Source organism: Mesomycoplasma ovipneumoniae ATCC 29419 (genome assembly GCF_028885435.1).
Taxonomy (GTDB): domain Bacteria; phylum Bacillota_I; class Bacilli_A; order Mycoplasmatales; family Metamycoplasmataceae; genus Mesomycoplasma; species Mesomycoplasma ovipneumoniae.
The window spans coordinates 422,177-445,999 of sequence record NZ_CP118522.1 but is presented as its reverse complement, the minus strand read 5'-3'; the positions used below and the strand labels follow the sequence as shown (position 1 = coordinate 445,999).

17 protein-coding genes and 1 pseudogene are annotated in these 23,823 nt (G+C 27.8%); 9 read left to right on the top strand and 9 right to left on the bottom strand.

From position 1 onward, the window contains the following. Positions 1-14 precede the first annotated feature (14 nt). Complete coding sequence (locus PWA39_RS01720; RefSeq protein ID WP_069099461.1) at positions 15-1,562, top strand: hypothetical protein; 1,548 nt, start codon at positions 15-17, stop codon at positions 1,560-1,562. A gap of 5 nt (positions 1,563-1,567) precedes the next feature. Next, positions 1,568-2,794, top strand: a complete 1,227-nt coding sequence (locus PWA39_RS01715) for a YbhB/YbcL family Raf kinase inhibitor-like protein (RefSeq protein WP_069099462.1) — start codon at positions 1,568-1,570, stop codon at positions 2,792-2,794. Positions 2,795-3,398: 604 nt separating this feature from the next. Here PWA39_RS01715 and mnmA read toward each other — a convergent pair. Both mnmA and PWA39_RS01705 read right to left on the bottom strand, forming a co-directional pair. Continuing rightward, the gene (gene mnmA, locus PWA39_RS01710) at positions 3,399-4,514 is read right to left on the bottom strand and encodes a tRNA 2-thiouridine(34) synthase MnmA (protein WP_069099463.1); all 1,116 of its coding nucleotides are present in this window, start codon (positions 4,512-4,514) and stop codon (positions 3,399-3,401) included. Between the two features lie 18 nt (positions 4,515-4,532). Continuing rightward, on the bottom strand, positions 4,533-5,405 hold the full coding sequence (locus PWA39_RS01705) for an MAGa3780 family membrane protein (protein ID WP_069099464.1): 873 nt from the start codon (positions 5,403-5,405) through the stop codon (positions 4,533-4,535). A 296-nt stretch (positions 5,406-5,701) separates the two neighbouring features. Between PWA39_RS01705 and PWA39_RS01700 the strand changes: the two genes are divergently transcribed. Both PWA39_RS01700 and PWA39_RS01695 read left to right on the top strand, forming a co-directional pair. After that, positions 5,702-6,130, top strand: coding sequence for a DUF3899 domain-containing protein (locus PWA39_RS01700; protein WP_044285954.1), 429 nt, complete (start codon positions 5,702-5,704; stop codon positions 6,128-6,130). A gap of 153 nt (positions 6,131-6,283) precedes the next feature. After that, complete coding sequence (locus PWA39_RS01695; RefSeq protein ID WP_081311146.1) at positions 6,284-8,194, top strand: Mhp366/Mhp367 family surface (lipo)protein; 1,911 nt, start codon at positions 6,284-6,286, stop codon at positions 8,192-8,194. 56 nt (positions 8,195-8,250) lie between these two features. Here PWA39_RS01695 and PWA39_RS01690 read toward each other — a convergent pair whose 3' ends face one another. Together PWA39_RS01690 and nadE are read right to left on the bottom strand one after the other, a co-directional pair. Continuing rightward, positions 8,251-8,979: a YebC/PmpR family DNA-binding transcriptional regulator gene (locus tag PWA39_RS01690; protein WP_069099465.1), complete on the bottom strand. Its 729-nt coding sequence runs from the start codon at positions 8,977-8,979 to the stop codon at positions 8,251-8,253. Then, on the bottom strand, positions 8,980-9,720 hold the full coding sequence (nadE, locus tag PWA39_RS01685) for an NAD(+) synthase (RefSeq protein WP_069099468.1): 741 nt from the start codon (positions 9,718-9,720) through the stop codon (positions 8,980-8,982). It abuts the gene before it with no gap. Positions 9,721-9,813: 93 nt separating this feature from the next. Here nadE and PWA39_RS01680 point away from each other — a divergent pair, with 93 nt between their 5' ends. After that, positions 9,814-10,281, top strand: a complete 468-nt coding sequence (locus PWA39_RS01680; protein WP_069099466.1) for a hypothetical protein — start codon at positions 9,814-9,816, stop codon at positions 10,279-10,281. Between the two features lie 723 nt (positions 10,282-11,004). After that, positions 11,005-12,203 (top strand): annotated as a pseudogene (locus PWA39_RS01675) (IS256 family transposase). 921 nt (positions 12,204-13,124) lie between these two features. Here the strand turns inward: PWA39_RS01675 and PWA39_RS01670 are convergent. Both PWA39_RS01670 and PWA39_RS01665 read right to left on the bottom strand, forming a co-directional pair. After that, positions 13,125-14,309 (bottom strand): hypothetical protein, encoded by a 1,185-nt coding sequence (locus PWA39_RS01670; protein WP_069099199.1) that lies wholly within the window; start codon positions 14,307-14,309, stop codon positions 13,125-13,127. 185 nt (positions 14,310-14,494) lie between these two features. Further along, positions 14,495-15,613, bottom strand: a complete 1,119-nt coding sequence (locus PWA39_RS01665; protein ID WP_211264765.1) for a hypothetical protein — start codon at positions 15,611-15,613, stop codon at positions 14,495-14,497. Positions 15,614-15,815: 202 nt separating this feature from the next. On the opposite strand from PWA39_RS01665, the gene PWA39_RS01660 reads away from it, so the two are divergent. From PWA39_RS01660 to PWA39_RS01650, 3 genes are all read left to right on the top strand, one after another. Beyond that, a complete protein-coding gene (locus PWA39_RS01660; RefSeq protein ID WP_240534004.1) occupies positions 15,816-16,082 on the top strand; it encodes a hypothetical protein in 267 nt (88 codons plus the stop codon). Between the two features lie 185 nt (positions 16,083-16,267). Beyond that, positions 16,268-17,461 carry a DNA cytosine methyltransferase gene (locus PWA39_RS01655; RefSeq protein WP_124983459.1) on the top strand — a complete coding sequence of 398 codons (1,194 nt, stop codon included), beginning with the start codon at positions 16,268-16,270 and terminating at the stop codon, positions 17,459-17,461. Positions 17,462-17,478: 17 nt separating this feature from the next. Further along, positions 17,479-20,529 carry a DUF262 domain-containing protein gene (locus PWA39_RS01650; RefSeq protein ID WP_069099197.1) on the top strand — a complete coding sequence of 1,017 codons (3,051 nt, stop codon included), beginning with the start codon at positions 17,479-17,481 and terminating at the stop codon, positions 20,527-20,529. 180 nt (positions 20,530-20,709) lie between these two features. Here the strand turns inward: PWA39_RS01650 and PWA39_RS01645 are convergent, their stop codons facing one another. The 3 genes from PWA39_RS01645 to PWA39_RS01635 form a co-directional block, all read right to left on the bottom strand. After that, on the bottom strand, positions 20,710-22,083 hold the full coding sequence (locus tag PWA39_RS01645) for a M17 family metallopeptidase (protein WP_069099196.1): 1,374 nt from the start codon (positions 22,081-22,083) through the stop codon (positions 20,710-20,712). A 172-nt stretch (positions 22,084-22,255) separates the two neighbouring features. After that, positions 22,256-22,861, bottom strand: coding sequence for a tRNA (guanosine(46)-N7)-methyltransferase TrmB (gene trmB, locus PWA39_RS01640; protein ID WP_069099195.1), 606 nt, complete (start codon positions 22,859-22,861; stop codon positions 22,256-22,258). A gap of 32 nt (positions 22,862-22,893) precedes the next feature. Continuing rightward, positions 22,894-23,778 (bottom strand): hypothetical protein, encoded by an 885-nt coding sequence (locus PWA39_RS01635; protein ID WP_069099194.1) that lies wholly within the window; start codon positions 23,776-23,778, stop codon positions 22,894-22,896. Between the last annotated feature and the right edge of the window lie 45 nt (positions 23,779-23,823).

Sequence of the window (23,823 nt, the reverse complement as noted above, 5' to 3'; positions counted from 1 at the left end):
AAGTAGGTGTAAAAATGAAATTAAAATTTAAAAAATCTTTGGCTTTAATCCCTTTGTCTTTCCCACTAATTGTTGTTTCATGCATCGAAAATCAAGGCCAAGATGTAAAAAATTTTTCAGATAGCTTAAGCCAAGAAAAATATAAATTATTAACCGAAATTTTGAATCTGCCACTATCAATTGAAACTCAAGATATTGCAAATAATGCCTTTGCCAATTTAATTTACAATTATAACAAAGAGTTAAATCTCCAAAATTTTCTTCCAAACGAATCTAATGAAGTAATTAAAAAGAAGCTTGAAAAACTTGCTAAAACTCCTAATTTTCCTGAAATTGTTAAAAAATATTATCAAGGCACCTCGTATTTAACAGCTTCTGAATTTTTAAAACGATGAAAAGAATCGCAAGAAAAATACCTAAAATCCACAGATTTAAAGGTATATCCTGAATTTTTACCCGAAAATTTTGGATCAGGTATTGCTGTAAATAATTTCGAATTAAAGGAAGAATATGTATCCTATAAGGTAATCAAAGCGCTTGCTAAACTAGCTCTTAAAATGAAAAGAGAGCAAGAAGCTAAATCCCAAAACCAGCAAACTCAAGGAAATTCAACCCAAGAAGATGACCAAGTTACAATAGGTCTTACCGGAATTCAATTAATTGCTAGTCAGATAATATCTGCAACTACGCAAGCTCTTTCAAATTCCTATTGATGAAATTATGACTATAAAATCTTGAATAGACTAAATAAAATTATCCAAGATAATTTCAAAACTAATTTGGATGTTCCGATTTTTAATGATAAAAATTACCAAAAAAAAGCAGAACTAGCTGAGAGATTAGAAAAATATACAATAACAGGCAAAGATGGGCGAAAATATAAAGTTCAACCGCGTGCTTTTTTTCTTAATGACGAAAAAACTCATGTAGATGAGTCAACTAATACAATAAAAGATGCAATTTATCGTATTTATTGAATAATTGACCAAAATCCTGATACCCCTGAGACTAAAAGTCAACCTGAAAATCAAGGTCAAAATCAAAATGAACCTAAATCTACAAGCCAAAAAAACTTAATAAATCAAAAACCAAACCTTTTTTCACAAAATTCATCCCAAAAAGTCACAACTTTCCAACAAAATTTGCCTTTACCAGTCCAAGGCCCTCAAACTAGAGAAGAAGTTGCACCTCAACAAATTGGGATGATTGATGATTTTGATAAATATAAATTCACTGACAAAATCCAGAAATATCCTTTTAGCAATTCTAATAATTTCCATCAAGGCGGACTTTATAGTGCAAGTTTGCTTCAACTTGAAGATGAAGTTAAGAAACAAGACCCTAAAAATCCAAAAATATTTTACGTTGAAAGACGAATAAATATTAGTGGTTTTCTTAAAAGTGGTAACCTTTTGCCTTTCCAACCTATTGATCTTGAGCAAAATTTAAAAAAACTATCAGAACCAGACAAATATGTCCAATTTCTTAAAGCAACTCCTATCCTAGGTCCACCAACAAATGAAATTGTAATAATTAATACAAAAAATATTGATAAAGACTAAAAAATATGATAAAAATTTATATCCCTGATGTTAAAAATGGCGTTTTAGACACCCAATTTGGTAATGGCAATTTAGGTAAAAAATACCCTAATTCGGTAAGTTTTCCGTTAAAATGAGACAAAGTCAAAGGCGCAAAATCATATGCCCTTACTTTAATTGACTATGAAGCAACAGCTGAATTAGGTTTTGTTTTTATTCACTGAGTTGCGGCCAATATTAAAAAAAACAAGCTAAAATGAGATGACTCCTTTTCGCGACAAGATAAAATGTATCAATTTGAGAATTCAATGACCCGTCATGCCAATAATTATTTGCTTGATTCATTTTATCGACCTCATCCTGATGGAGTTTATTTCGGGCCGCTGCCGCCAGCTAATGATCATAACTATCGACTCGAGGTTTTTGCCCTTGATGTTGAAAATATAATTCCTGAAGATTTAAAAAATAAGCCTCTGTTTTACGATGATTTTCTTGAATTAATCAAAAATCATGTTATTGATTTTGGAATTAGTTCGTTTTTATACCGTTCTCATGGAAAAGTTGAAAATAATTTGCTTGTAAAAAAACAGATTTCCAAAAGTGAGCTAAATGCACCACTGGCCAAAGAAGAGCAAAATTTTTTTCTTGATTTTTTACCGATAAATTTTAGCTCATCAGCACTAATTGCCAGAGAAAATGATTATCATCTTTTAGACATCGAATTTTTAGGAAAACAAGGCACAAGTCCATTTTTTAGTGCCCGTAATTTTGACATTGAAATTTATTCTGAATCTGATAAAATTAAAGAATATGCTATAATTATAACTAGTTTTGCCGAAAATTTTTCGCTTGGAGTTGGACTAAATGTCTGAAATCGGGTTGGAATTATCAAAAAAACTGATGATTATAAAACGACTTTAAGTGCTGGAAAAAATAGTTTTGATCTTTTTGATAGTGATATTCCTGTTTTTAATAGCTTTGGATCATTTTGTGCTGATTCAATTGCTAAAAAAATTAATTTAGATTCTTCTGAAAAATTTGAATTTATTAAAGCAAAATACGGAGTTATTTATCTTCCTGGTCTTACAAACGGCCAAGGAAAATACCAACTTGAAATTTTTGGCCTAAATCAAGTAATTGACTGGAGTCAAATTGCACGAAATTTAAATAAACCATTGACATCATTTGAGGTTCTTAGCGCAATAAAAGGCAAAGTTATTGGCTATAATCGTACTTTTTTTAAATTAATTTAATTTTTTTTACCTAAATAATCAAGTTTTTCCTGAGTTTGCCAGTTTGATGGCAAAAATTCACTTTTTAGTGAATATAAATATTCAAAAAGACCCGGATTTACAGGTATTTTTTACACTAAAATCTTAATTTTTATTATTTTAAAATTAACCATTTGCAAAAAAAAAAAAAAAAAAAATGCTTGGTCTAAAAAAAATTTCTGTTATAATAGAGTCACTAAGAATGAATTAATAAATTTTATATTGAATTAAGGGAGGAATTAGTTATGTTTTTTGTCTAATGTGCTCTGATAGTGCGAATTTTTCATCATGTTTTTAAATATGATGTAATGCCTTAAATTTAACCGTTTAGAAATCTTCAAATTTAAGGCTTTTAGTTATTGTTCTTTCAAAACTTCATATGTTTTTTTAGGCTCGCTGCAAATAAAAACGAGTTTTGTATTTGCACTGAGTTTAAATAGTAGTTGTATTTTTTATGGTTTTTGTCAGTGTTTTAAACTAAAAAAGTAGTTTAAAAATTTCATAATTTTGCTTTTTTAGTTAAAAAACCCTGAAAAACTGGACACTTTTTAAGATTATCTCAACAAACTGGGAAACTCGTGATTTTTTAACTTAAATAATCAAGTTTTTTGCCATCACGGAAAATAAGTGATATTTCGCCAGCTAAAACAACTTGATCTTGAGAATAAATCACAACTTGTTGGCCAGGCGTTACTGCAGTATAATTTTGATAATAAACATAAAAAGAATTTTGGTCAATTATTTTAATATTAACCTCAACAAATTCTTGACGGTAGCGAAATTTGGCTTTTAAATTTTCAAGTGGAAAATTTTCTGTCAAAAAATTAGCATTAATTGCTAAAAGCTGGTTTGATTCAAGTCAAATTTTTTGACTTGATGGAGCCGCATACAAAATTTTTTCTTGAAGATTGTGACCAACAACAAAATAAGGTTCATTCATTCCGCTTAGGCCAAAACCTTTTCGTTGCCCAATTGTAAAATACATAATTCCAATATGTTTTCCGATAATTTCATTTGTGGTAATATCGACGATTGGACCAGGTTGAGCAGGAATATAATTTTGGAGAAAATCAGTAAATTTTCTTTCACCAATGAAGCAAATTCCGGTTGAGTCTTTTTTTGTTGCATTCATTAGCTCTAAATTTTTGGCAATTTCTCTAACTTCACTTTTTAAATAATCGCCAAGCGGGAAAATTGTTTTTTTTAGCTGATCTTTTGAAAGTTGTCCTAAAAAATAAGTTTGATCTTTATTTTTGTCTTTTGGAGTAAACAAATTTCCATTTTTTGTTTTTGCATAGTGACCCATTGCAATAAAATCGGCTTGATGAACATTAATTGCATAATCAAGAAAATGTTTGAATTTTATGTTTTTGTTACACAAAATGTCAGGATTTGGAGTTAAACCGGATTTGTACTTTTGAATTAGATCGCTAAAAACTTCATCTCAATATTGTTTTACAAAATCTACACGGAAAATTGGCAAATTTAGTTGCTCTGCCACTTTTTTTGCATCCTGCCAATCTTGCTCTTGCGGACAAATATGATTGTCGCCTAAATTTTTCTGACCTAAAAAATCATTGTTAAGGTCAGAATCTCAATTTCTCATAAAGACACAAATAACTTCATGCCCTTGTTTTTTTAGAAGGTATGCGCTAACCGCAGAATCAACGCCACCTGAAAGACCAACAACAATTTTAGCCACTTTTTTAACAAATTACTCCTAATTTTTTGGTTTGGAAACTCAGAAAAATGCTTTTAAACGATTATAAATCGATTTTATTTCTCGGGTTACACGCCAATTTGTTGCTTTAATTCCAAAAATATTAATATAAAAAAGTGAAATCATATATGGAAGAAAAACAACCGAAGAAGCCATTAACAGGTTTAACAAAATTACGACTGAGTGGCTGTTTCCTGAATAAAAAAATGGATGTAAAAAATTTACAAATGGATAAATAGTTAAACCTGTGTAAAAAAATACCATATTTTTTATCTCTTGAGCTCCGACTTTTTTAATTTCAGGCGCAACTCATTGTCTAAGTGTGAAAAAATACAGAAGCACACAAAAAATATAATAACAAACTGAATAAATAACCCCAAAACCTAAACCTAATTTACTAACTGAAAATTGTTTTCGATACCAAAAGAGTACAAATATTGCAAAAACTGGATGGAAAAAATGGACAGTTGATGTTGTTGCTAAAACTGATCAAGTCAAATTTAAATTTCAAGCCAATATAGATCAAAAAACAATCAAAACAATTGTTAAAATTACTGTAAAAACAAATAAAATTTGAAATTTTCGCTGGGTTGCGTTAAGGACGAACGTAAATAAGGTAATTCCGTAAATTAAGTTTGACTGGTAGGTCAAGTAAAAAAAGGCACTAAAATTTTGGAAATAATTAGTAAAGCTTATAAAATAATATTTGTCAAGAACAAATTCGCTACAGTTTTCAATCATTGAATATCCGATTAGCGAAATTGTAATTGAAATAATAAGTAAAGAAAAAATTAATGAAATCTTTCGTTCTTTTTTTCAATTGGAAAAATGATCAAATTTTGTTGCTAGGTAAGTATCGTTATTTTCTATCATGACTAAATAATATATAAAATTATATTATAATTAGTAAAAAATGGTTAAAAGTTTTTATAATTTTTTAGCATTTTACCAAATTATAAAATTTGTTATTGTTTAGACTATAAATATATAAAATATATAATTTTATTCAGTTTTTCCTAAAAGACTGAGCACTAAAACTAAAATGATACAATCATTTTGCAAAAATGGAAAAAAAATAATTTGACTATTAACCGTTTAAAAATAAAAAATCAATTTTTAGTATATAATATATTTAAAATTATTTTACTTAAATTCGACGGTTTATTATCATGTTTATTTTTTCGTTTTTTTACAGCGCTATTTTCAGACGGAAAATCCAGAAACGTTCAATTTTAGCTTTGATTCTTTGAGCACTATTTTTAGCTATTATTGGTTTTGTGATGGGTTTTGTTCAAGAAAAAGTTTGATATGACGTAGTTTCAATTTTGGGACTTTTATCAATTTCAATTTCAGTTCTTGCGACGGTATTAAGACTTGGTTTATTTAGTAGTTTTTCAATTTCTTATCATAAATGGCGAATTCAATCGCAAAATAGGATGTTAGAAAAACGAGGATTTAAACCTGTTAGTCCAAAAATTGATTATAATTTTGTCAAACAAAAACAAAAAGAGCTATCTATTCTGCCAATTTTTCTGGGATTTGTTGTTGGTTTTGTGCTTTTAATTATCACTTTACCGTTTTTAATCATTAACTCTTAAAAATTTAAAATCCTTTTTAATCATTTTTAACTAAATATCGAATAATCTTACCTTTAACGTCAAATATAATAATATTTATTTTTTTGACATATTTTTTGTTATAATTTTATATTATAAAATTGATTGTCGAATAAGGAGAAGGGCGGTTTAGTTATGAAATTTAAATTTTTCAAATCCTTAGCACCTTTGCTTTTGGTTAATTTTTTTGTAATTTCATGCACTAATTTTATACCTTTCCAAGATAGAAAAAATAAGGATGAAAGTGCTAAAAATCCAGTAATTACTGAAGAAAATCAGCCAAAAAATCAAATTTTACCAGAGTTAGAAACTCCAAAAAATGATTTGGCACAAATTACTCAAAATTTGAATCCAATTGGAAATATCAGAACAATAAATGATTCAAATAATGATTCACCATTAACCCGTGAAAATAATAACCGTATCGCTGAAAATTCCACTTCTAAAAATAATCATAATTTAGCAAATTCATCAATATCAACAATTCAAAATCCGTCTTTAAACAAAAGTCAAATCGACAATTTAAATTTTTCATCATTAGAATCTTTAGTCAAATCAAATAAACCAAAACCCAAGCCAAAGCTTGAACCAAAACCAGAGCAAAAACCTGAACCTAAAGTTGAGCTTGATCCAAAACTTGAGCAAATACTTGAACAAAAACCTGAGCCAAATCCCGAACAAATTCCGCTGGTAAATTCAGAAATAAGCCAAGTTGTTGAAGATTTGCCTGTTGAAAAAACACCGATAATAAATGAAAAGTTAGAATTTTCAAAACTAAGCAATTATGACAATAAACCCGCCCAAAAAATCGGATTTGATGTAACTAATAAAGTTCGAGGTAATTCTTTTTCATATGAAGCTTTTGCCCTAAAGCCAAACGTGATAAAACAAGAAAATGATGATCATTTTCTAGGTGAAAAAAATGAAAACTTGAATATTTATTGACTTGACAAAATAAATACAGGCAGTCTTTCTCAAAACGAAGATGCAAGGAAAACTTTTTTTGGTTACTTCAATCCTCGTTTTCGAGAAAAAAATTTTAAACCAGATTATTTTGGTTTTAGATCGCTTGACTATTCAGATCAAAGATACAAAGATATTTTTCAGAGAAATGTAAGGTTTTCAACCGGAACTGCCATATTACTTGATTCTCACGAAGGTGAAAGTGTTTTTTTAACAAATAAACACGTTTTATATGTTAATAAGAGACCTTTTTGAGAATTAATGGCTTATCCTTTCATGCGTTTTTATTTTAATGATAATGTTAATACCCTTAGTTCATTAGCTAATTCTGGAATGTTAAGTTTATTTTGAATAAAATCTGAATATGACAAACAAATTGAGCAATTAATGAAAAGAAACAATAGAAATCGAAGAAGTAATTCAATCTATATAAGACCAGTTACCTCAAGACAATTAAGTGAATTTAGCATTAATTTGCACAAAAGATATTTTCGAGAAGCTAAAAATTTCAACAATTTTGGCAAGGATATAGGGGTATTTTACTTTAACCATGCTAAATTTAGAGAAGATATTAAAGGTATATTTGATTTTTACCAAAAACATAAAAAATGACTTTTATCTTCTTTTCGTTATTCAAATGGCAAAACTGTTGAAGACGATGTGAATAGATTTACCAGTCAATTTGAAAAATTTTCTAATTTCTGAGATCATGTCCAACAGTTTCCGCCACTAAAAATTAGTGAAAAATCATGAAAAAACGGCGAAATTGACTATACAACTAAAATTGGCGGCTTTTGACCTGGGTTTGCATTTTCAAAAAACATGTTTAAAGGTGTTTATATTAAAAATGGCGCCCCAAGTTTTTTTGTAACAAATGGTCCTGGGGCTTCTGGTTCTGGAGTTTATAACACAAATGGCGAATTAATTTTCTTAAATCAGTTAATTACTCTCGCAAAAGATCAAAAAAAACTTTACTATGATCAAAACAATTTAACATCACATTTGACTACCGGAATTTTACTTCGAAATGATAAAATCGATTTAGTCTCAGAAATTAAAAAATTTTATTATAATAAAGAATAAAATTTTGAAAAATAGGAAGCTTGAGTGCTTCCTATTTTTGTCTTAAAAAAACTTTTTTAAACTTTTAGATTGTGATAAACATTTTGAATATCGTCATCTTCAAGAAAATTATCAATTTGATTTAGTATTTTTTCAGTGCTTTCTTGATCAAGTTCGACTCAAGAATTAGGGAAATAACTAATTTCAACAGCGCTAAAATTTACACTAAAATTGTTTTCAATTGCTGATTTTAAGTCCTGAATTGCGCGTGGTTCGCAATATATTAAGTAACTTTCTTCATCTTCTTGAAAATCATCACCGCCATTTTCAAGAACAAACATCATAAGGTCATCGCCATTTATTTGATCAGTTTTGTCAATTTCAAGATAACCTTTTTGCTCAAATAAATAAGGAATTGAATTTTGTTTTCCAATTTGCCCATTTGCACGCCGAAAAAGTGCCTGAAGTGATGAAACTGATCGATTAACATTGTCAGTTAAAATTGTAACAATTAGACTAATTCCGTTTGATAAAGTTCCAGAATAAATTATTTCTTTAAAAGTTTGACCTTCGCTAGTTGCTCCATGGCCTTTGGCAATTGCTTTTTCAATGTTTGATTTTGGCATTGATTTTGCTCGCGCTTTAGAAATAATAAGTCTTAAAGATGGATTAGAATTAGGATCAGGTCCACCTTTTGCTACTGAGACCATAATTTCTTTTGAAAATTTGTTAAAAATCTTTGCTTTTAGGGCATCTTGGGCACCTTTTCGGTGCTTTATGTTAGCTCATTTTGAATGACCAGCCATTTAAAAATCTCCTAATTTTTTTGCAGGTCTTGGCACTGGATTACGTTTGTGGGCACTTAAATTGTGTAATTTTTCAATTTTTTCTCTTACTTGATCACTAACTAAATTTGGATCTGTAAAAAATAAATCTAAATCTTTATAAGTAAAACCTAATTCATCTTCATCTTTTTGGTTATCTCAAAGATTTGCGCTTGGGGATTTTTGAATTATTGAATCCGGAATTCCAATTTGTTCGCTGATTTGATAAACTTGCATTTTTGTTAAATTAACAATCGGCAATAAATCCACGCCACCATCACCGTATTTTGTAAAATAGCCAAGATACATTTCAGAAAAATTATCAGTTCCAAGAACTAAATAATCCAATTCTTGAGCAAAAGCATATAAACTAATCATGCGAAGGCGAGGTTGGATATTGTAATTTGCCAGTTGGTTTTTAAGACTAAATAAGTCTTTTAAATTTTGGAAAGCTGAACTTAAGTTAATTTCCTTAGTGGAAATTTCAAATTTTTTGACTAATTGGTCAATATCATTTTTGTCACTGCTCATATCACGAATCGGCATAATAAGACCTAAATGCGAATTAGGGAAAGCTTTTTTTCCTAAAAACGCAACAAGTGCAGAGTCAACTCCACCAGAAATACCAAAAATCACGCCTTTTTTATTTGCTTTTTGTACTTCTTGGCGAATTCATTCTATAATATAATTTATATAATTATTTATTTGTACATTATTTTTCATAATTAGAATAATTTCTTGTATAATTGTATCACAAAAATAATTTTTTAGTATAAAATTTCATATAAAATATACAATTTTTCCAGGAGGATATAAATGGCTTATCATAACGATGCCGCTCAATTATTAAAATCAACTAAATCATGAACAAATAAATTATTAATTGTTCGTATAGTTAAATTTGCTTTAGGTGTTATAACACTTATTGTATTTTTTGCTGGAATTACTGCTTCTGTAGGTGAGATTGCTGCCAATCCAGGAGAAGCTAGAAAAACATTCTCATTATTTTTTGGAGCAACTACGTTTGCAATTGTAGTGTTTGTTTTTTGGGCTTTATTATCACTTGCTTACTGAATTTTATTAATTATTTCCCCTTTTAAATTACATGACCTACCAAGACGAATGAACCTAAAAAATGTTCACTTTGTTTCAAAGTTTCAGGGAATTTTTGTTCTTTCTATTGTCGCAATTTTTATTATTTGAGTTGATATAATTTATCTTATTATGCTTAGATCATTTATTTCAAAGTCAGAAAAAGAACTTATTGAAGATTCTCTTGATTAAGTTTTTATAATACATAAGACAAAAATTTTTTTTAAAATTAAAATAAAAAGGTGGAATTTCACCTTTTTATTTTAATTGAATAATATTGGAAATTACTTATGTCTTATTAAATCTAAAGATTCAAGATATTTTACTACTTGACCTTCGGTATCCCGAGTTTGACAGTTTTATGGCAAAAATTGGCTTTTTAGTGAATCTAAATATGAAAAAATACCAGTAAATACGGGATTTTTGACGTTAAAATCTTAATTTTTATTATTTTACAATTAACCATTTGAAAAAAATGCTTGGTATAAAATAAAATTATGTTATAATACATCTCACTAAGAATAAATTAATAAATTTTGATATTGAATTAGGGAGGAATCAGGGAGTTTTTGTCATAAAAAAATCAAAAAATGCGAATTATCCATTATATTTTTAAATATGATGGTATGCCTTAAATTTAACCGTTTAGAAATCCATAAATTTAGGGCTTTTGGTTATTGTTCTTTCAAAACTTCATATGTTTTTTAGGCTCGCTGCAAATAAAAACGAGTTTTCTATTTACATTGAGTTTAAATAGTAGTTGTTTTTTATGATTTTTGTTAGTTTTTTAGGTAATGTTAAATATTTTGTGTTTTTAAAGTAAATTTATTTTGATAAAATTTATTATGAAGGACCAAAATATGAAAAAACAGCAAAAAACATTATCCCCATTTGAGTTAGAAGCTAAAAAACTTGTTGACAAATACGCTGATTATAAAAAAATAAAAAAAGAAGATTTTCACAACGAAATTTCGCATATGTTTAAAACTTTTACTGAGGCGCTCTTAAGGGCGGAATTAAGCCAACATTTAGGCTATGAAAAAAGTAACCGAAGCAAAAAAGGCGTGCATAGGCCAAATAAGCGAAACGGATTTTCGGGTAAAACTGTGAATTTTAATAGTAATAATTTTCATCTAAAAATACCAAGAGATCGAAATGGCACTTTTGAGAACAAATTACTCGGTAAATACGAAACAAATTTAGGCGATATCGAAGAGCAAGTGTTTTCACTTTTTGCATCAGGAATGTCATATGAAAATATTGTTAACACAATAAAAAGCATCTATAAAAAAGAAATAAGTAATGCCTGAATTTCTTCAGTTACTGACAAATTATTGCCTGAAATTGAAAAGTGAAAATCGCGAAAAATTGAGAATTCCTATCCAATTTTGTACATTGATGGGATGTTTTTTAATGTTAAAGAAAACGGTGTTTTTGTCAAAAAATCACTTTATCTTATTCTTGCAATTGATTGGGACGGAAATAAAAAAGCACTGGGATTTTGGATTAAAAATACCGAATCAGCAAGTAATTGACTTGATGTTTTTAGCGAACTAAAAACTCGCGGGCTGGAAGATGTTCTAATAATTTCTTGCGATAATCTAAGTGGAATTACTCAAACAATTGAAGCGGTTTTCCCGCAAACAGATGTTCAAAAATGTGTTGTTCACCAAATTAGAAACTCGCTTTTAAAAGTTTCTAACAAAGACAAAAAGAGTTTGTCCTTGATATGAAAAAGATTTATCAAGCGGCTAATCAAGAATTTGCAATGCAAAATCTTGATAAATTTGCGGAAAAAATGAGGCCAAAAATATCCTTCAATTATCAAGTCTTGGTATACAAATTTCGCTGAACTAACGACATTTTTTAAATATCCATATGAATTGAGGCAAGCAATTTATACCACAAATTTAATTGAGTCAATGAATAGAATAATTAGGAAAAATACAAAAACAAAAGGCGGAATTCAAAGTGTAAATTACCTTTCAAAAATAACTTATTTAACTCTCCAAAACGCATCTACAAAATGACAAAAGGTAAGAAATTGATTCATGATTAAAAAACAATTAGAAATTATTTTCCCTAATCGGTTAAATAATGTAAAATTAAATTAGATTACATTTCTATTTGAAAAATCCATAAAAATTTAAAACACAAGATTATGAACACACCCGTTTTTTAACTAAAAAGGTAGTTTAAATATAACATTTTGCTTTTTAAGTTAAAACTTTAGCTTTTTTAGTTTGATTAATAAGTAGATTTAGCATTCGTGAGTGTTAGATTTAAAATTCAGTGTTTTGCTTTGATAGTTATTTTTCCTAAGTTTCCTAGTTTGATGGCAAAAATTAAGACAAAGAGTTGAATTTAACATTTTAAATGCCAAATAATATTTAACAATCGCGAAGCGTGTTCCTAGTGACCCGAATATTTGAAATAGGTAGTTAACTTTTCCAAAAAAGTTAAAAAAGTTCCCAAAAATAAACCAGGACAAAAAAAATTAACAATAAGTTGTTGGCTTCTTTGTCCGAGTTTAGATTTAGTTATCGATAATATAAAGACATTTAGGTCTATTGATAAAGATTTTGTTATTCATTCAGACCATGGATTTCAATACACTTCAAAAATCTATATTGACAAAATAAATAAAATGGGAGGAACTGTTTCGTTGTCCCGTGTAGGAAATTCTTTGGATAATAGGGAGGCCGAATACTGATTTTCAACTATAAAAAGTGAATGCTTAAACGAGTTAGACTACAGTAAAATAACTTTAGGAGATCTGAAAAAAATAATTGCAGATTATATATTTATACAACAATTATAGAATTCAATCGATTTTAAATTGAAAAACACCACAGCAATATGCTATGATGTTAAAATAATATTAAACTATTAATTTTTTTATCCTAGTTTAAACCGGACACTTTTTTAATATTATCTCATTAAACTAGGAAACTCGCAATATTAGAAATTCAGACAGGCTAACTAAAGCCTGTCTGAATTTTATTCTAATTAATTAAAACAAAAAATACTAAAATTTAAACTAAAATACTCTTATTTTGCTTATATTTTATTAGGTTATAAATTGAAACTATAGGCACAAAAATGTCTAAGATATACAAAATTATATAAAAACCATTTTTTGTTAGACTTGAAAAATTTGCAATATAACGCGGTACTATGTAAAAAAAATAAAGTGAAAATGCAATACTAAATAAACCAAACAAAATGCCAATACTGGCTTTTTGGTCAATAAGTTGATTAGTAGGCACAACTAGTAAAACTATGGCTGCTATCATAAAAAGGATAATAAAAATAAAATGAAATATATTTTTGATAATTGAGAATTTGTAAAATTCTCAATTAGTTTTGGTTTTGGATTCTTCTGTTATTATTTCTTCATTTGTCTTTAATTCTTCTTCTATATGCGATATGTTCGAATCAAAACTTACAGTTTTGGTGTTTCTGTAAAACAACCGACCGTAGCGTCCCAAAAAACTCGCAAAAAAAGCTAAAATAGTAGATGTTTGATTTGCCTCTTCAGTTTTATCAATTGATTTATATATTTTGAACAAATAAGAAGCTAATGAAAAAAGTAAAATTCACGCAAACCAAAATGTAAAAGCGAATATTGCCCGTAGAACATCTGCAAAATTTCTAATAAAATTATTATCGATTTGCCTAATACCACTAGAGGATAACCCATATGTAAAAATTATAGCCAATAATATGGCAAAAAATAGAGTCAATAAAACAAAACGATTAATAATTTTCCATTTAGTTATTAGTTGTCTAGTAGTTCAATGATTGGCAATTGTATTTTTTGAACTAAACGAGTTATTAATTAATAAAATCGACACAGTTAAAGGGAAAAGTAAAAAAGCATTTGAAAATTGTTTAAGATTTATACCAGATTGTTTAAGAATTTCATCATCCCTTAAATTTCAAGCTAAAGAAATCCGAAAAAATAATGAAATGAAAAACAAAAAAATAGCTATTAAAAGTATTGTCATTAATACTCTTCCCATTAAAGAGTCTAGGTCAACATCACTTTTTCTGTGTGAACTCAGTCTAGTAGTATAATCATATGAACTACTTCCTAAAACAACTAGCGAAAGAAAAAACATTGTTTTAATTATTGACAAAACAAACAAAATTCAAAATTTTCTAGAATTTTTATCATTTAATTTTTTTTCTTTTATTAGATTAGTTAAATTCGTCATATTTCAATTATTTTTAAATTTACCGGCTAGGTAATTTTATATTTTTAATTGGTTATTTAGTATAATTTGTCTAAACTCTAAGTTTGTAAAACCAGAATATGTAAAAAAGTATTTTAAAATAAGATATTTTTTTTCACAATTACTTAATAAAAAATTAATAGTAGAATATAAAATTATGATAATAATTAAACTAAAATAGTCTTGTTTTGCTTATATTTTATCAGGTTATAAATTGAAACTATAGGAACAAAAACGTCTAAAATATATAAAATTAGTCAAGCTCGTTTGGAATGCATGTTAACAGAATCTGCTAAATAACGAGGCCCAATGTATATAAGGTAAGTCATAGTCGAAATATTAAATAAATTAAAGAAAATTAGACTAACACCAGTGTTACGAAAAATTTCATTTTTAGTTATAGCTAGCGACATTGTCGCTGTAAAAATTATAAGAAAAATTAAATAGAATATATTTTTTACAATTGTAAATTGATAAAATTGTCGACTAATTTTGTTATTAATTACTTGTGTTTCTACTTCATTTTGGCTTGTTAGTTTATTTTCTGTAATTTTTAATTTTTTAGAAAGTCTCAAAACATTTTTTCAAGCATTGAAGTAAAAAAATGGCATGAAAAAAACGTAAGTAGCTGATTCCCAATAAGTTTTTTCTCTTTTGTTGATTAATCTGTATATTTTAAGAGAATAGGAAGCCAAAAAATAAAATGGAATTAAAAAATAGAAAATCCCAACAAAGATTATTATAATTACAACATCATTAAATTCTTCAAACATTGTATTATTTGTGCTAGAGCGAAGAATTAACGAAACAATAGCAAGTACAATCGAGGAAAGCCAAAGAAGAACAACCAAATCCTTAATAAAGTTAATAATTTTTCATTTAAGTATTAATTGCCTTGTAGTTCAGTCATTGCCAATTGAAATTTTATCTCTAAGCGACTTAGTAATTAATAAAATTGAAGTAATTAAAGGAATAAGCGCAAAACCAATCGAATATTGCTTAACATCTAGCCCAGTTTGTCTAAAGACTTCATCATTCTTTAAATTTCAAGCAAAAAAGATACGCAAACCCAATGAGGCAAGAAATAATAATCCAAATATACCACTTATTGTAGTTTTTAATCTTCCAATTGGTGTTGTCGAATCTGATCCAATTGTTTGTTCGCCATCAACACCGCTAATACCAGTTAAAATAACACCTACAACAAAAATTATTGTTTTAAAAATTGACAATAAAAAAAGTATTATAAATTTTATGGAATTATCATAATTAAATTTTTTGTTCATTTTTAAATTGATTAAATAACGGATATTTAGCCTTTTTTTAATATACGCTTATGAATATTAATTAAATAACCCTATTTACCTCCATTATAGAAAATTGTATAATTTATTATACCATAAATATATAAGAATTATACAAGCATCAAATGCTTAAAAAAATCCTTATTTTATTGATATTTTAGTATAATAAGCCCTAGGTTTTCTTGTGGTCTTAAACGAAGATTTTAAACCCAAAACATTAAAAACATTATTTTATGTAAATGACAAAATCGCTGAATTGGATAAAGAAAATGTTTTTGTTCAAGATATCAGCTACACGCAAGGTTCGTCAGGTTCTCCTCTATTTTACAAAAACAAAATTGTTGGCTTGTATAGGGGTAAAAAATTAAAAAAAGGCAAATTAACGCCGTTTTTTAGACTTATTGATTTAGACACTTATCAAGAAATTAAATCTGTAGTTTCAAAATTATAAACATTCCCAGCTTTAGTTCATAATAAAAAAATATTTGATATTAGGCTATTTTTCCAAAAAAGTTCAATATACTGTGTATAATTTACTAATATGATAAAAATTGTTAATTTTGGAACTATATATATATATATATATATATATATATATAGTTAACATTAATAAAACCCAAACAAAAAGGATTTCTAATGTCTAGGATTAAGGTATTAGAAACCTTTTCTGGAATTGGGGCACAAGCAAAAGCTATTGCTAATTTTGAAAAAGGCAAGAAAAAATTTTTTGAAATTGTTGCCACAGTTGATTGAGATGCTCGATCAATTATTACATATGCTCAAATCCATCATAATGTTTTGTCTGATGTTGATAAAATTTTAAAAAAAAATCAACTTAGTTCACCAGAAAAAATAAATTTTTTTTTAAAAAATTTTGAATTGTCACTAGATTCAAAAAGACCTTCACAAATAACAAGAAAAGATTTAACTTTTAAAAAAATTCTTGTGGCTTCAATTATAAAAAGCAATAATTTAGGCTCAATTACAAATTTAAATGTAGAAGAAATTAATCGCTTAGCGCCTGATTTTGTCACTTATTCTTTTCCTTGCCAAGGTCTTTCGATTGCTAACATGGGTCGTGCTAATGGTATTTTTGATAAAAATTCAACAAGTTCTCTTATTTGAAATGTTTATTCGCTAATTAAGGGAATGAAGACTAAGCCAAAGTACCTTTTAATGGAAAATGTACCTAATTTGATATCAAAAAAATTTATTAATCAATATAAAAAGTGAAAAGAAACTTTGGAACAAGAAGGTTATAAAACTTTTACTGCAATATTAAATGGACTCAATTTTGGCTCAATTCAAAAAAGAAATCGAGTTTTTGCTGTTAGTTTTCTAAAAGAAATAAAAACACCTTTTGCCAGCGACTTAGAATTTAAAAAATATATCTTAAATTTAGGCCAGGATATTTCGGCCAATTTGGATAAAAGGAAGAAAATTTTTCAATCGATTTTTAACTTTGATTCAAAAAATAGTGAAAATGCTGGCTTTTTAATTAACGCGACTCCATCACGAATTAGGATGGTCGAAAAAGTTGAAAAAATTAATGAGTCAAAAAATTTTATTATTAGAACCTTGACAACCAAGCAAGACAGAAATCCAAACACCGGGATTATTAAATTTGAAAATAATTTAGAAAAAAAACTAAACTATCGTTTTATCTCAAATCGTGAAGCTTTTAGATTAATGGGTTTTGAAAATAGTGACTTTGAAAGGCTCGGTCCTTTAATTTCAAAAAATATATTAACAAAAGAATCATTATATCGCCAAGCCAGGAAATTCTATTATAGTAACAATTTTAGAAGCGCTAATAAATTTAATTTATAAGATCGACAAGGAGAATTATGGCCAAGAAAAAAGCTAATAAAAATGGAAATAGTGCAAAAAATAATAACTTAAAGCCATGAAAAATTGGTACTGCTATATTTGCATATATCAAACCTTTTATAGAAGATTTAGGCCCAATAATCGACAAAAAGTATTTAGATTATAAAGTAGATAATAAGAAAATAGTTCCTTGCTCACAATTTGCACACAAAAAAATTACTACTAAAGATTGACAACGACAAAAGTACATATCCTGGTCAACATTTCGTCAACGTATTGACATACTTGAAGGTCTTCAAATTGTATCTATGAATAAAAAAAATGATCCTCCTCTTATTAGACTTAAGATTAAGAAGGATTTAGCCAATTTTTATAAACAGAATCGCGATGAATGAGATGGAAATTCAACTTTTAGGCATAATCATATTAAAAATATCGCTTTAAATTCATTTGAAAAATATATATCTTCATTCAAAAAAGCAAGCAAAGCCATTGATAAAAAATTAAATTCAATTTGTTTTAATTTACTTTTATCATTTGATGCTTTGTATCTTAATAGCAAATATAAAGAAATTTTAGTAAAAAACAGTGGTAAAAATGATGATGTTATAAAAGGTGCTATTGAAAGTTTTGGTAGCCTTTGAATACCAATAATGGAAGATATAAAAAATGATCAAGAAAGAAACATCCTCAAAAGCAAAATAGGAAATTATCTACAAAAAACAATAGAAATTTTAGAAAATGGTGAAATTCAAAATTCCCAAAATTTAGTAGTTAACAACAAAATAAAAAATAATGAGTCTAAATTCATTAACACAGAAGATTTAGTAATAAATGATGAAAAACTAAATAAAAATAATAGCGAAGTCCTTGATATGAAAGATGAATTTGAAGTTGTTGATGTGAATGATGAAGACGAAGACGAACATGAAGACGAAGATGAAGATGTAAATGAAGATGATGAACCAATAAAAAGTAAAACAAATAAAAGCTGGATTAATGAAATAATGAAGACTGAAATAAAAAAGAATTATTTCAAAAATGATAATAATATTAATTTAGCAAGAGAAAAAAGCAAAAATGTGTCTTCAGAAACAATAACAGTACAAGAATATTTACAAAAATTTCATGAATACAAAATCTATTTACCTTTTTTTCAAAGAAATTATACTTGAGATCCTGGTCTAATAGCGAATTTTTTTGACCTAATTTTCAAGGAGTTTGATACTAAAGAAGACTTTTTGTTTTTAAACACGATTATTTTTGCTGAAAAAAAAGCAAGCGAGGGGTTTTGAATTGTTGATGGGCAACAAAGAACTGTTTCTATTCTCTTAATTTTGATCAGTATACTAAAGATGGCGAGCCACCGTGACGAAAATATATTTTTAGAACAGGCGAGCATTTATCAAACAATAAGCAAAATATTAGAAAACTTTTCTAAAAACAATAGCCAATACACCCCTTTGCTAAATTTTTTTAAAAATAATGGAAAAATGGACGACCCTATTTTTTCCAATAATATACAAAAAATTTTAGAAAAATTATGAGAAATTAAAACTAATAAAAACTCAGTAGGCTGAATAAATGATTTTACAAATTTTATTCTGAATAAGATTTTATTAACATTAATTAGAATTTCGGAAATTAAAGATAAGCAATTTGCAAAACTTTTTATTAGTATAAATGTTCAATCAAAACCAATTGATGTGGTTGATTTAATTGCCTCAAGGGTAAATGAAGAATCCCAACAAGAACAAATTCCATATGTCAAACTGATAAAAAAATATTTTTGTTATGGTGGAGAAAAAGAAAATAAAAAGAAACTAGGGGCATTTTTGCAAAATCAACAATATTTTATTAAGGATGAATTCAATACCCAAAATACAGAGAATAATTTATTTTCCTTATACCAACAACTTGATAATTTATTAAATAAATGAACAAATAACAAGGCATTAACTAAAGAAACGCTAGAAGAATTTGTTAAAAAGATATTAGTTTTTGAATATGCATATGTCGGACATATAAATGTTTTATCAGGTAAAAAAGATATAACTGACAACGACGGCATAAAAGTTTTAATCCAAAAATTTAAAGAAACAATTCATAGAAATGAACTAGCTTTTATAAATTTACAAATCAATATGATTTCAAAAAAAGGTGCTAACAACCCGTATTCATTAATAATCCAAAGCGCAATAAAGGAATTTGAGATTTTTGATGATGGTCTAGACTTGACCGAGAAAAAAGAAAATTTAGAGTTATTTAGTTCTGTTTTATTTCAAATTGAAAAGTCTAAAATTATTTATTACAGTAATTTTCGTGGCCAATCATTAAGAAAAGGAATCTATACGATGTTGTTGCAACAAAAAAATAATCCAAGTTTTTTAAAAAATGACAAAGAACTTTATCACAAATTAGTAGAATCGCCGACAAATGCAAGTGATGATATTAATTCTGAAAATTTTATAGCCTTCATAGATAAAGAAGGCAAAAATGATAAAAATTTAAAAAAAAATGTTATTTTGAGAGTACGAATTAGCCTTAGAAATAATGGAGAAATTCATCCAAAATATAAAAAGGATAAACATTTTGAGACTGAATTTACAAGTCAATTAACGAATTTATACAATAATACAGATGATCCTATTTCAGTTGATCACTTTTTTCCGCAAAATCCTAGCAAAGATTATAATATAGGTTTTTTAATAAACAACGACAAAAGTTACGAAGAAAAGTACAATAAAATAGTACAAAAAATCGGAAACTTAATACTTCTTCATAAAGATACTAATTCAAGAAAGCAAAATAAAAATTCTGAACAAATCTGCCAAAATGTACAGGATGTTTTGATTCAAGGTGTGGTTGATAAAAACGGAAATTCTAAATTAGAAAGTCTTTGCAATAAAGGTCTTTATTATGAAATTGACCCCGCTGATAAAGATCCTAAAAATCTTGAAAAATATAAAGAGGATTTTAAAAAAATTGAACAACTAATTAATAATAGAACTAAACAAATATTCGAGATTTATTTTGAAATTTTCTTTGGTAAAAAGATAAAAAACTAAATAAATTAAAGCGTTTTTTAGAGTTTTGAATGCTATTTTTGGTCGGGTCTGGCAGTTTATTACCAAGAATAATTTAAATCAAAACTGTTTTTAACTAGCTCAAACTAACTAAAAACAGTTAAAAAATAATTAAAAAAAATAGCCAGTGCTATCTTTTTTAATGAGATTAATTTAGAATTTTTACTTTGTTAAAATGTATTCAACTAGACTTTTAACCATTACACCAGTTGGAAGATTACGAACAAAGGCGGTTGCGGCAATATCTAAATGAAGAAATGGTTTGTCTTCGACAAATTCAGCAATAAACATTGCAGCAGATGATGAGCCAGCTTTACCGGAAAAATCAGTGTTTTTTAGATCTGCTACTTTTGAATCACGAATATTTTGGGCAAAATCTAGATGTAGTGGCATTCTTCAAATTAATTCGCCAGCTTCTTTTGATGCCTCATTAAAACTTTTTCAAATTTTGTCATCATTAGCAAATGCGCCAGTAAAAGTTTCACCAAGAGCAACACGAATTGCACCTGTTAGAGTTGCAACAGAAATAATTTCGGTTGCATTTTCTTCACGAATTGCATATGTTATTGCATCTGCTAAAATCAAACGACCTTCGGCATCAGTGTTGTTAATTTCAACAGTTTTACCATTTTTTGATTTTCAAACAGAATCAGGTGTATTTGCATCACCATTTAGGCGGTTGTCTGTTAGTGGTAAGACGGCAACAACATTAGCTAGTGGATTAAATTTTGAAAGGGCATCAATAGCAGCGGCACAAATTATTGCCCCTGACATGTCGTATTTCATGTCATTCATATACGTACCAGTTTTTATATTATATCCACCAGAGTCAAAAGTTATCCCTTTTCCAACAAAAGCAGTTTTATATTGACTTCCTGGTAGTCCATCATAAGAAATAACAACAAGTTTTGCATCATAAGTTGAGCCACGATTTACAGCTAAAAGTAAATTCATCCCTAATTTACGGATTTCTGACTCGCCAAGAACTTTTACAGTTAATTTAGGGTTTTGGGAAATTTTTTTCTGTATTTCAGCTGCTAAAAACTCTGAAGAGGCAATGTTTGGCGGGATATTTTGATAATAGCGAGCATAATTTACAGCATTATTGATTATTTGGTATTTATTAATTATCGGTTTTAATTCATCTAAATAACTTGAGACAACTAAAATATCACGGTATTTTGTTCGCTGTTTATCATATTCTGCTCTTAGGGAAAAAATATCAGAACGAACAAAGGCAACAACTTCAATTAAATAACGAAGGAAGCTATTTGGAAATTTATCAAAATCAATTTGGATATCTCGTGGGTAATTAGCTAGTTTTTGTGCGATTTTGCGAAATCTTGAAGGTGTAAATTCTTTTGTGCGCGAACCTAAATTAATATATGCTTTATTTTGGCCAAGATATTCAGTGATTGCAAGGTCTTCTTTTAATAGCATTGGGATTTGCGAGTCAAAATAGACAGGTTCGATTGTTATCCTATTTGATTCAAATTTATTGGAGTATTTGACAAAAATTTCTGAGAATTTTTTCATTGTAAATATGTGAGCCTTACTAAATTAATTATATATAGCTTAAAAGTTTTGTTATAGAAATTATAGCCTAAAAACTATATTTTTTTGAAAAATAAATATAAAAAAAGTTATCTTAAATTAATGCACTAATTTGATAAAAAAGCAGTCTAAAAAATATTAGAAAAATCTTAGTTTAATTAAAAGTGGCTTCTAAATACTGGATTTTATAACCAAGTCCAACTCATTTTTCTTCATAAGAAGTCATAACATTTTCGCTAACGCGCGAAGAATTTAGCAAATCATTAGTCTGGTAGATTATTTTTCAACCATTTTGTTCTAAGGATTCAATTGAGTACTGGAAAAATTTTTGGTTATCTGTTTTTAATTTTAGAAGACCATTTTTTGTTAGTATTTCTTTATAAATATCAAGAAAAAGTTTGTAAGTAAGTCTACGCTTATAGTGTTTTTTCTTTGGCCAAGGATCAGGAAAAGTAAGCCATAGCTGACTTACTTTTCCGTTCAACATTGACAATAAATTTTTTGCATCACATATAATGATGAAAAAATTTTTTAAATTATAAGCATCAACATATTTTAAAGATTTAACAGCAGCAGAGGGAAATTTTTCAACACCTAAAAACTTTTTAGAAGGATTTTCAAAAGCAAGTTTTGTAATCATTTGCCCTTTACCCATTCCTACTTCTATTATTCAAGAATCATCAACAAATATTGGATTTTCAACTAGTAAATTATGTTTTTGAATTCTTTCAAGTGCATCTGGAATATTTCTTAATCGCATATTAAAATAGATAACTATTTTTAATTATTTTTTTATGAATGGCAATTGATATCATGTTGTCCACGAATTTCAAAGTGCTCATCAACAATTCCACTCTCAATTTCTTCAATGGTAAATGTAGTGTGGTGAATGTGTTTTAAATTGTGTAAATCAACAGGAATTTCCATTTCGTGAACAATGTTTAATTGACTTGCTTGAACTTGTTCAGCATTAATAATTTCAATTTGTCTTGCAATATCAAGATTTTCTTCTAAATTAACAACAGGTTCTGGTTCTATTTCTACTTGTGGTTCAACATAAACTTGTTCAGCTGGTGCTTCGTAGTAAGTTGGCTCAAAAACAGGTTCTTCATAAACTGGCTCTGGTTCAACATAAATTTCAGGCTCAGGCTGTACAAAAACAGGTTCTTCTGGTTCTACATATTCTTCTTCAGTTGTTTGAACTTGTAAATCTAATGGTTCATCAAAAGCAGGTTCTTGTTCCATTGGTACAACACTTACAGGTTCAGGTTGTTCAACAGGAGGATTGTCAAATTCGTTTTCTAATTCAGGGTTATCTTCAACTTCTGTTCCTCAGTGAACAATTTTAACACTTTTTCCGTCTCGAAGATCAGCGGTGAAAATCATAATTAAGGTGATTATGTTTCAAATTACAGATAGACCAAGAATTACTCCACCTGTGATTGTTAAAATTTGGACATCTCTTGCAATTTCGTCTTGGGCTGTTGATCCTAAATACATCATTTGGGAAATGAAAATCATTAAAAGACCAACGAGAGTAAAGGTAAATCTAATAATTGCTAGACTTATTCTACCCAAATACCAAAAACCAAATCCAAACAAACCAAGAAAGAGCTCATTGTAAAATGCGTCGCTTTGCAATAAGCCATCTTTCCTTTTTTTGTCTAAATATGCCATTTTTACTCCTTTTTTTAAAAAATTAGGTATTTTATATTTCTTGAA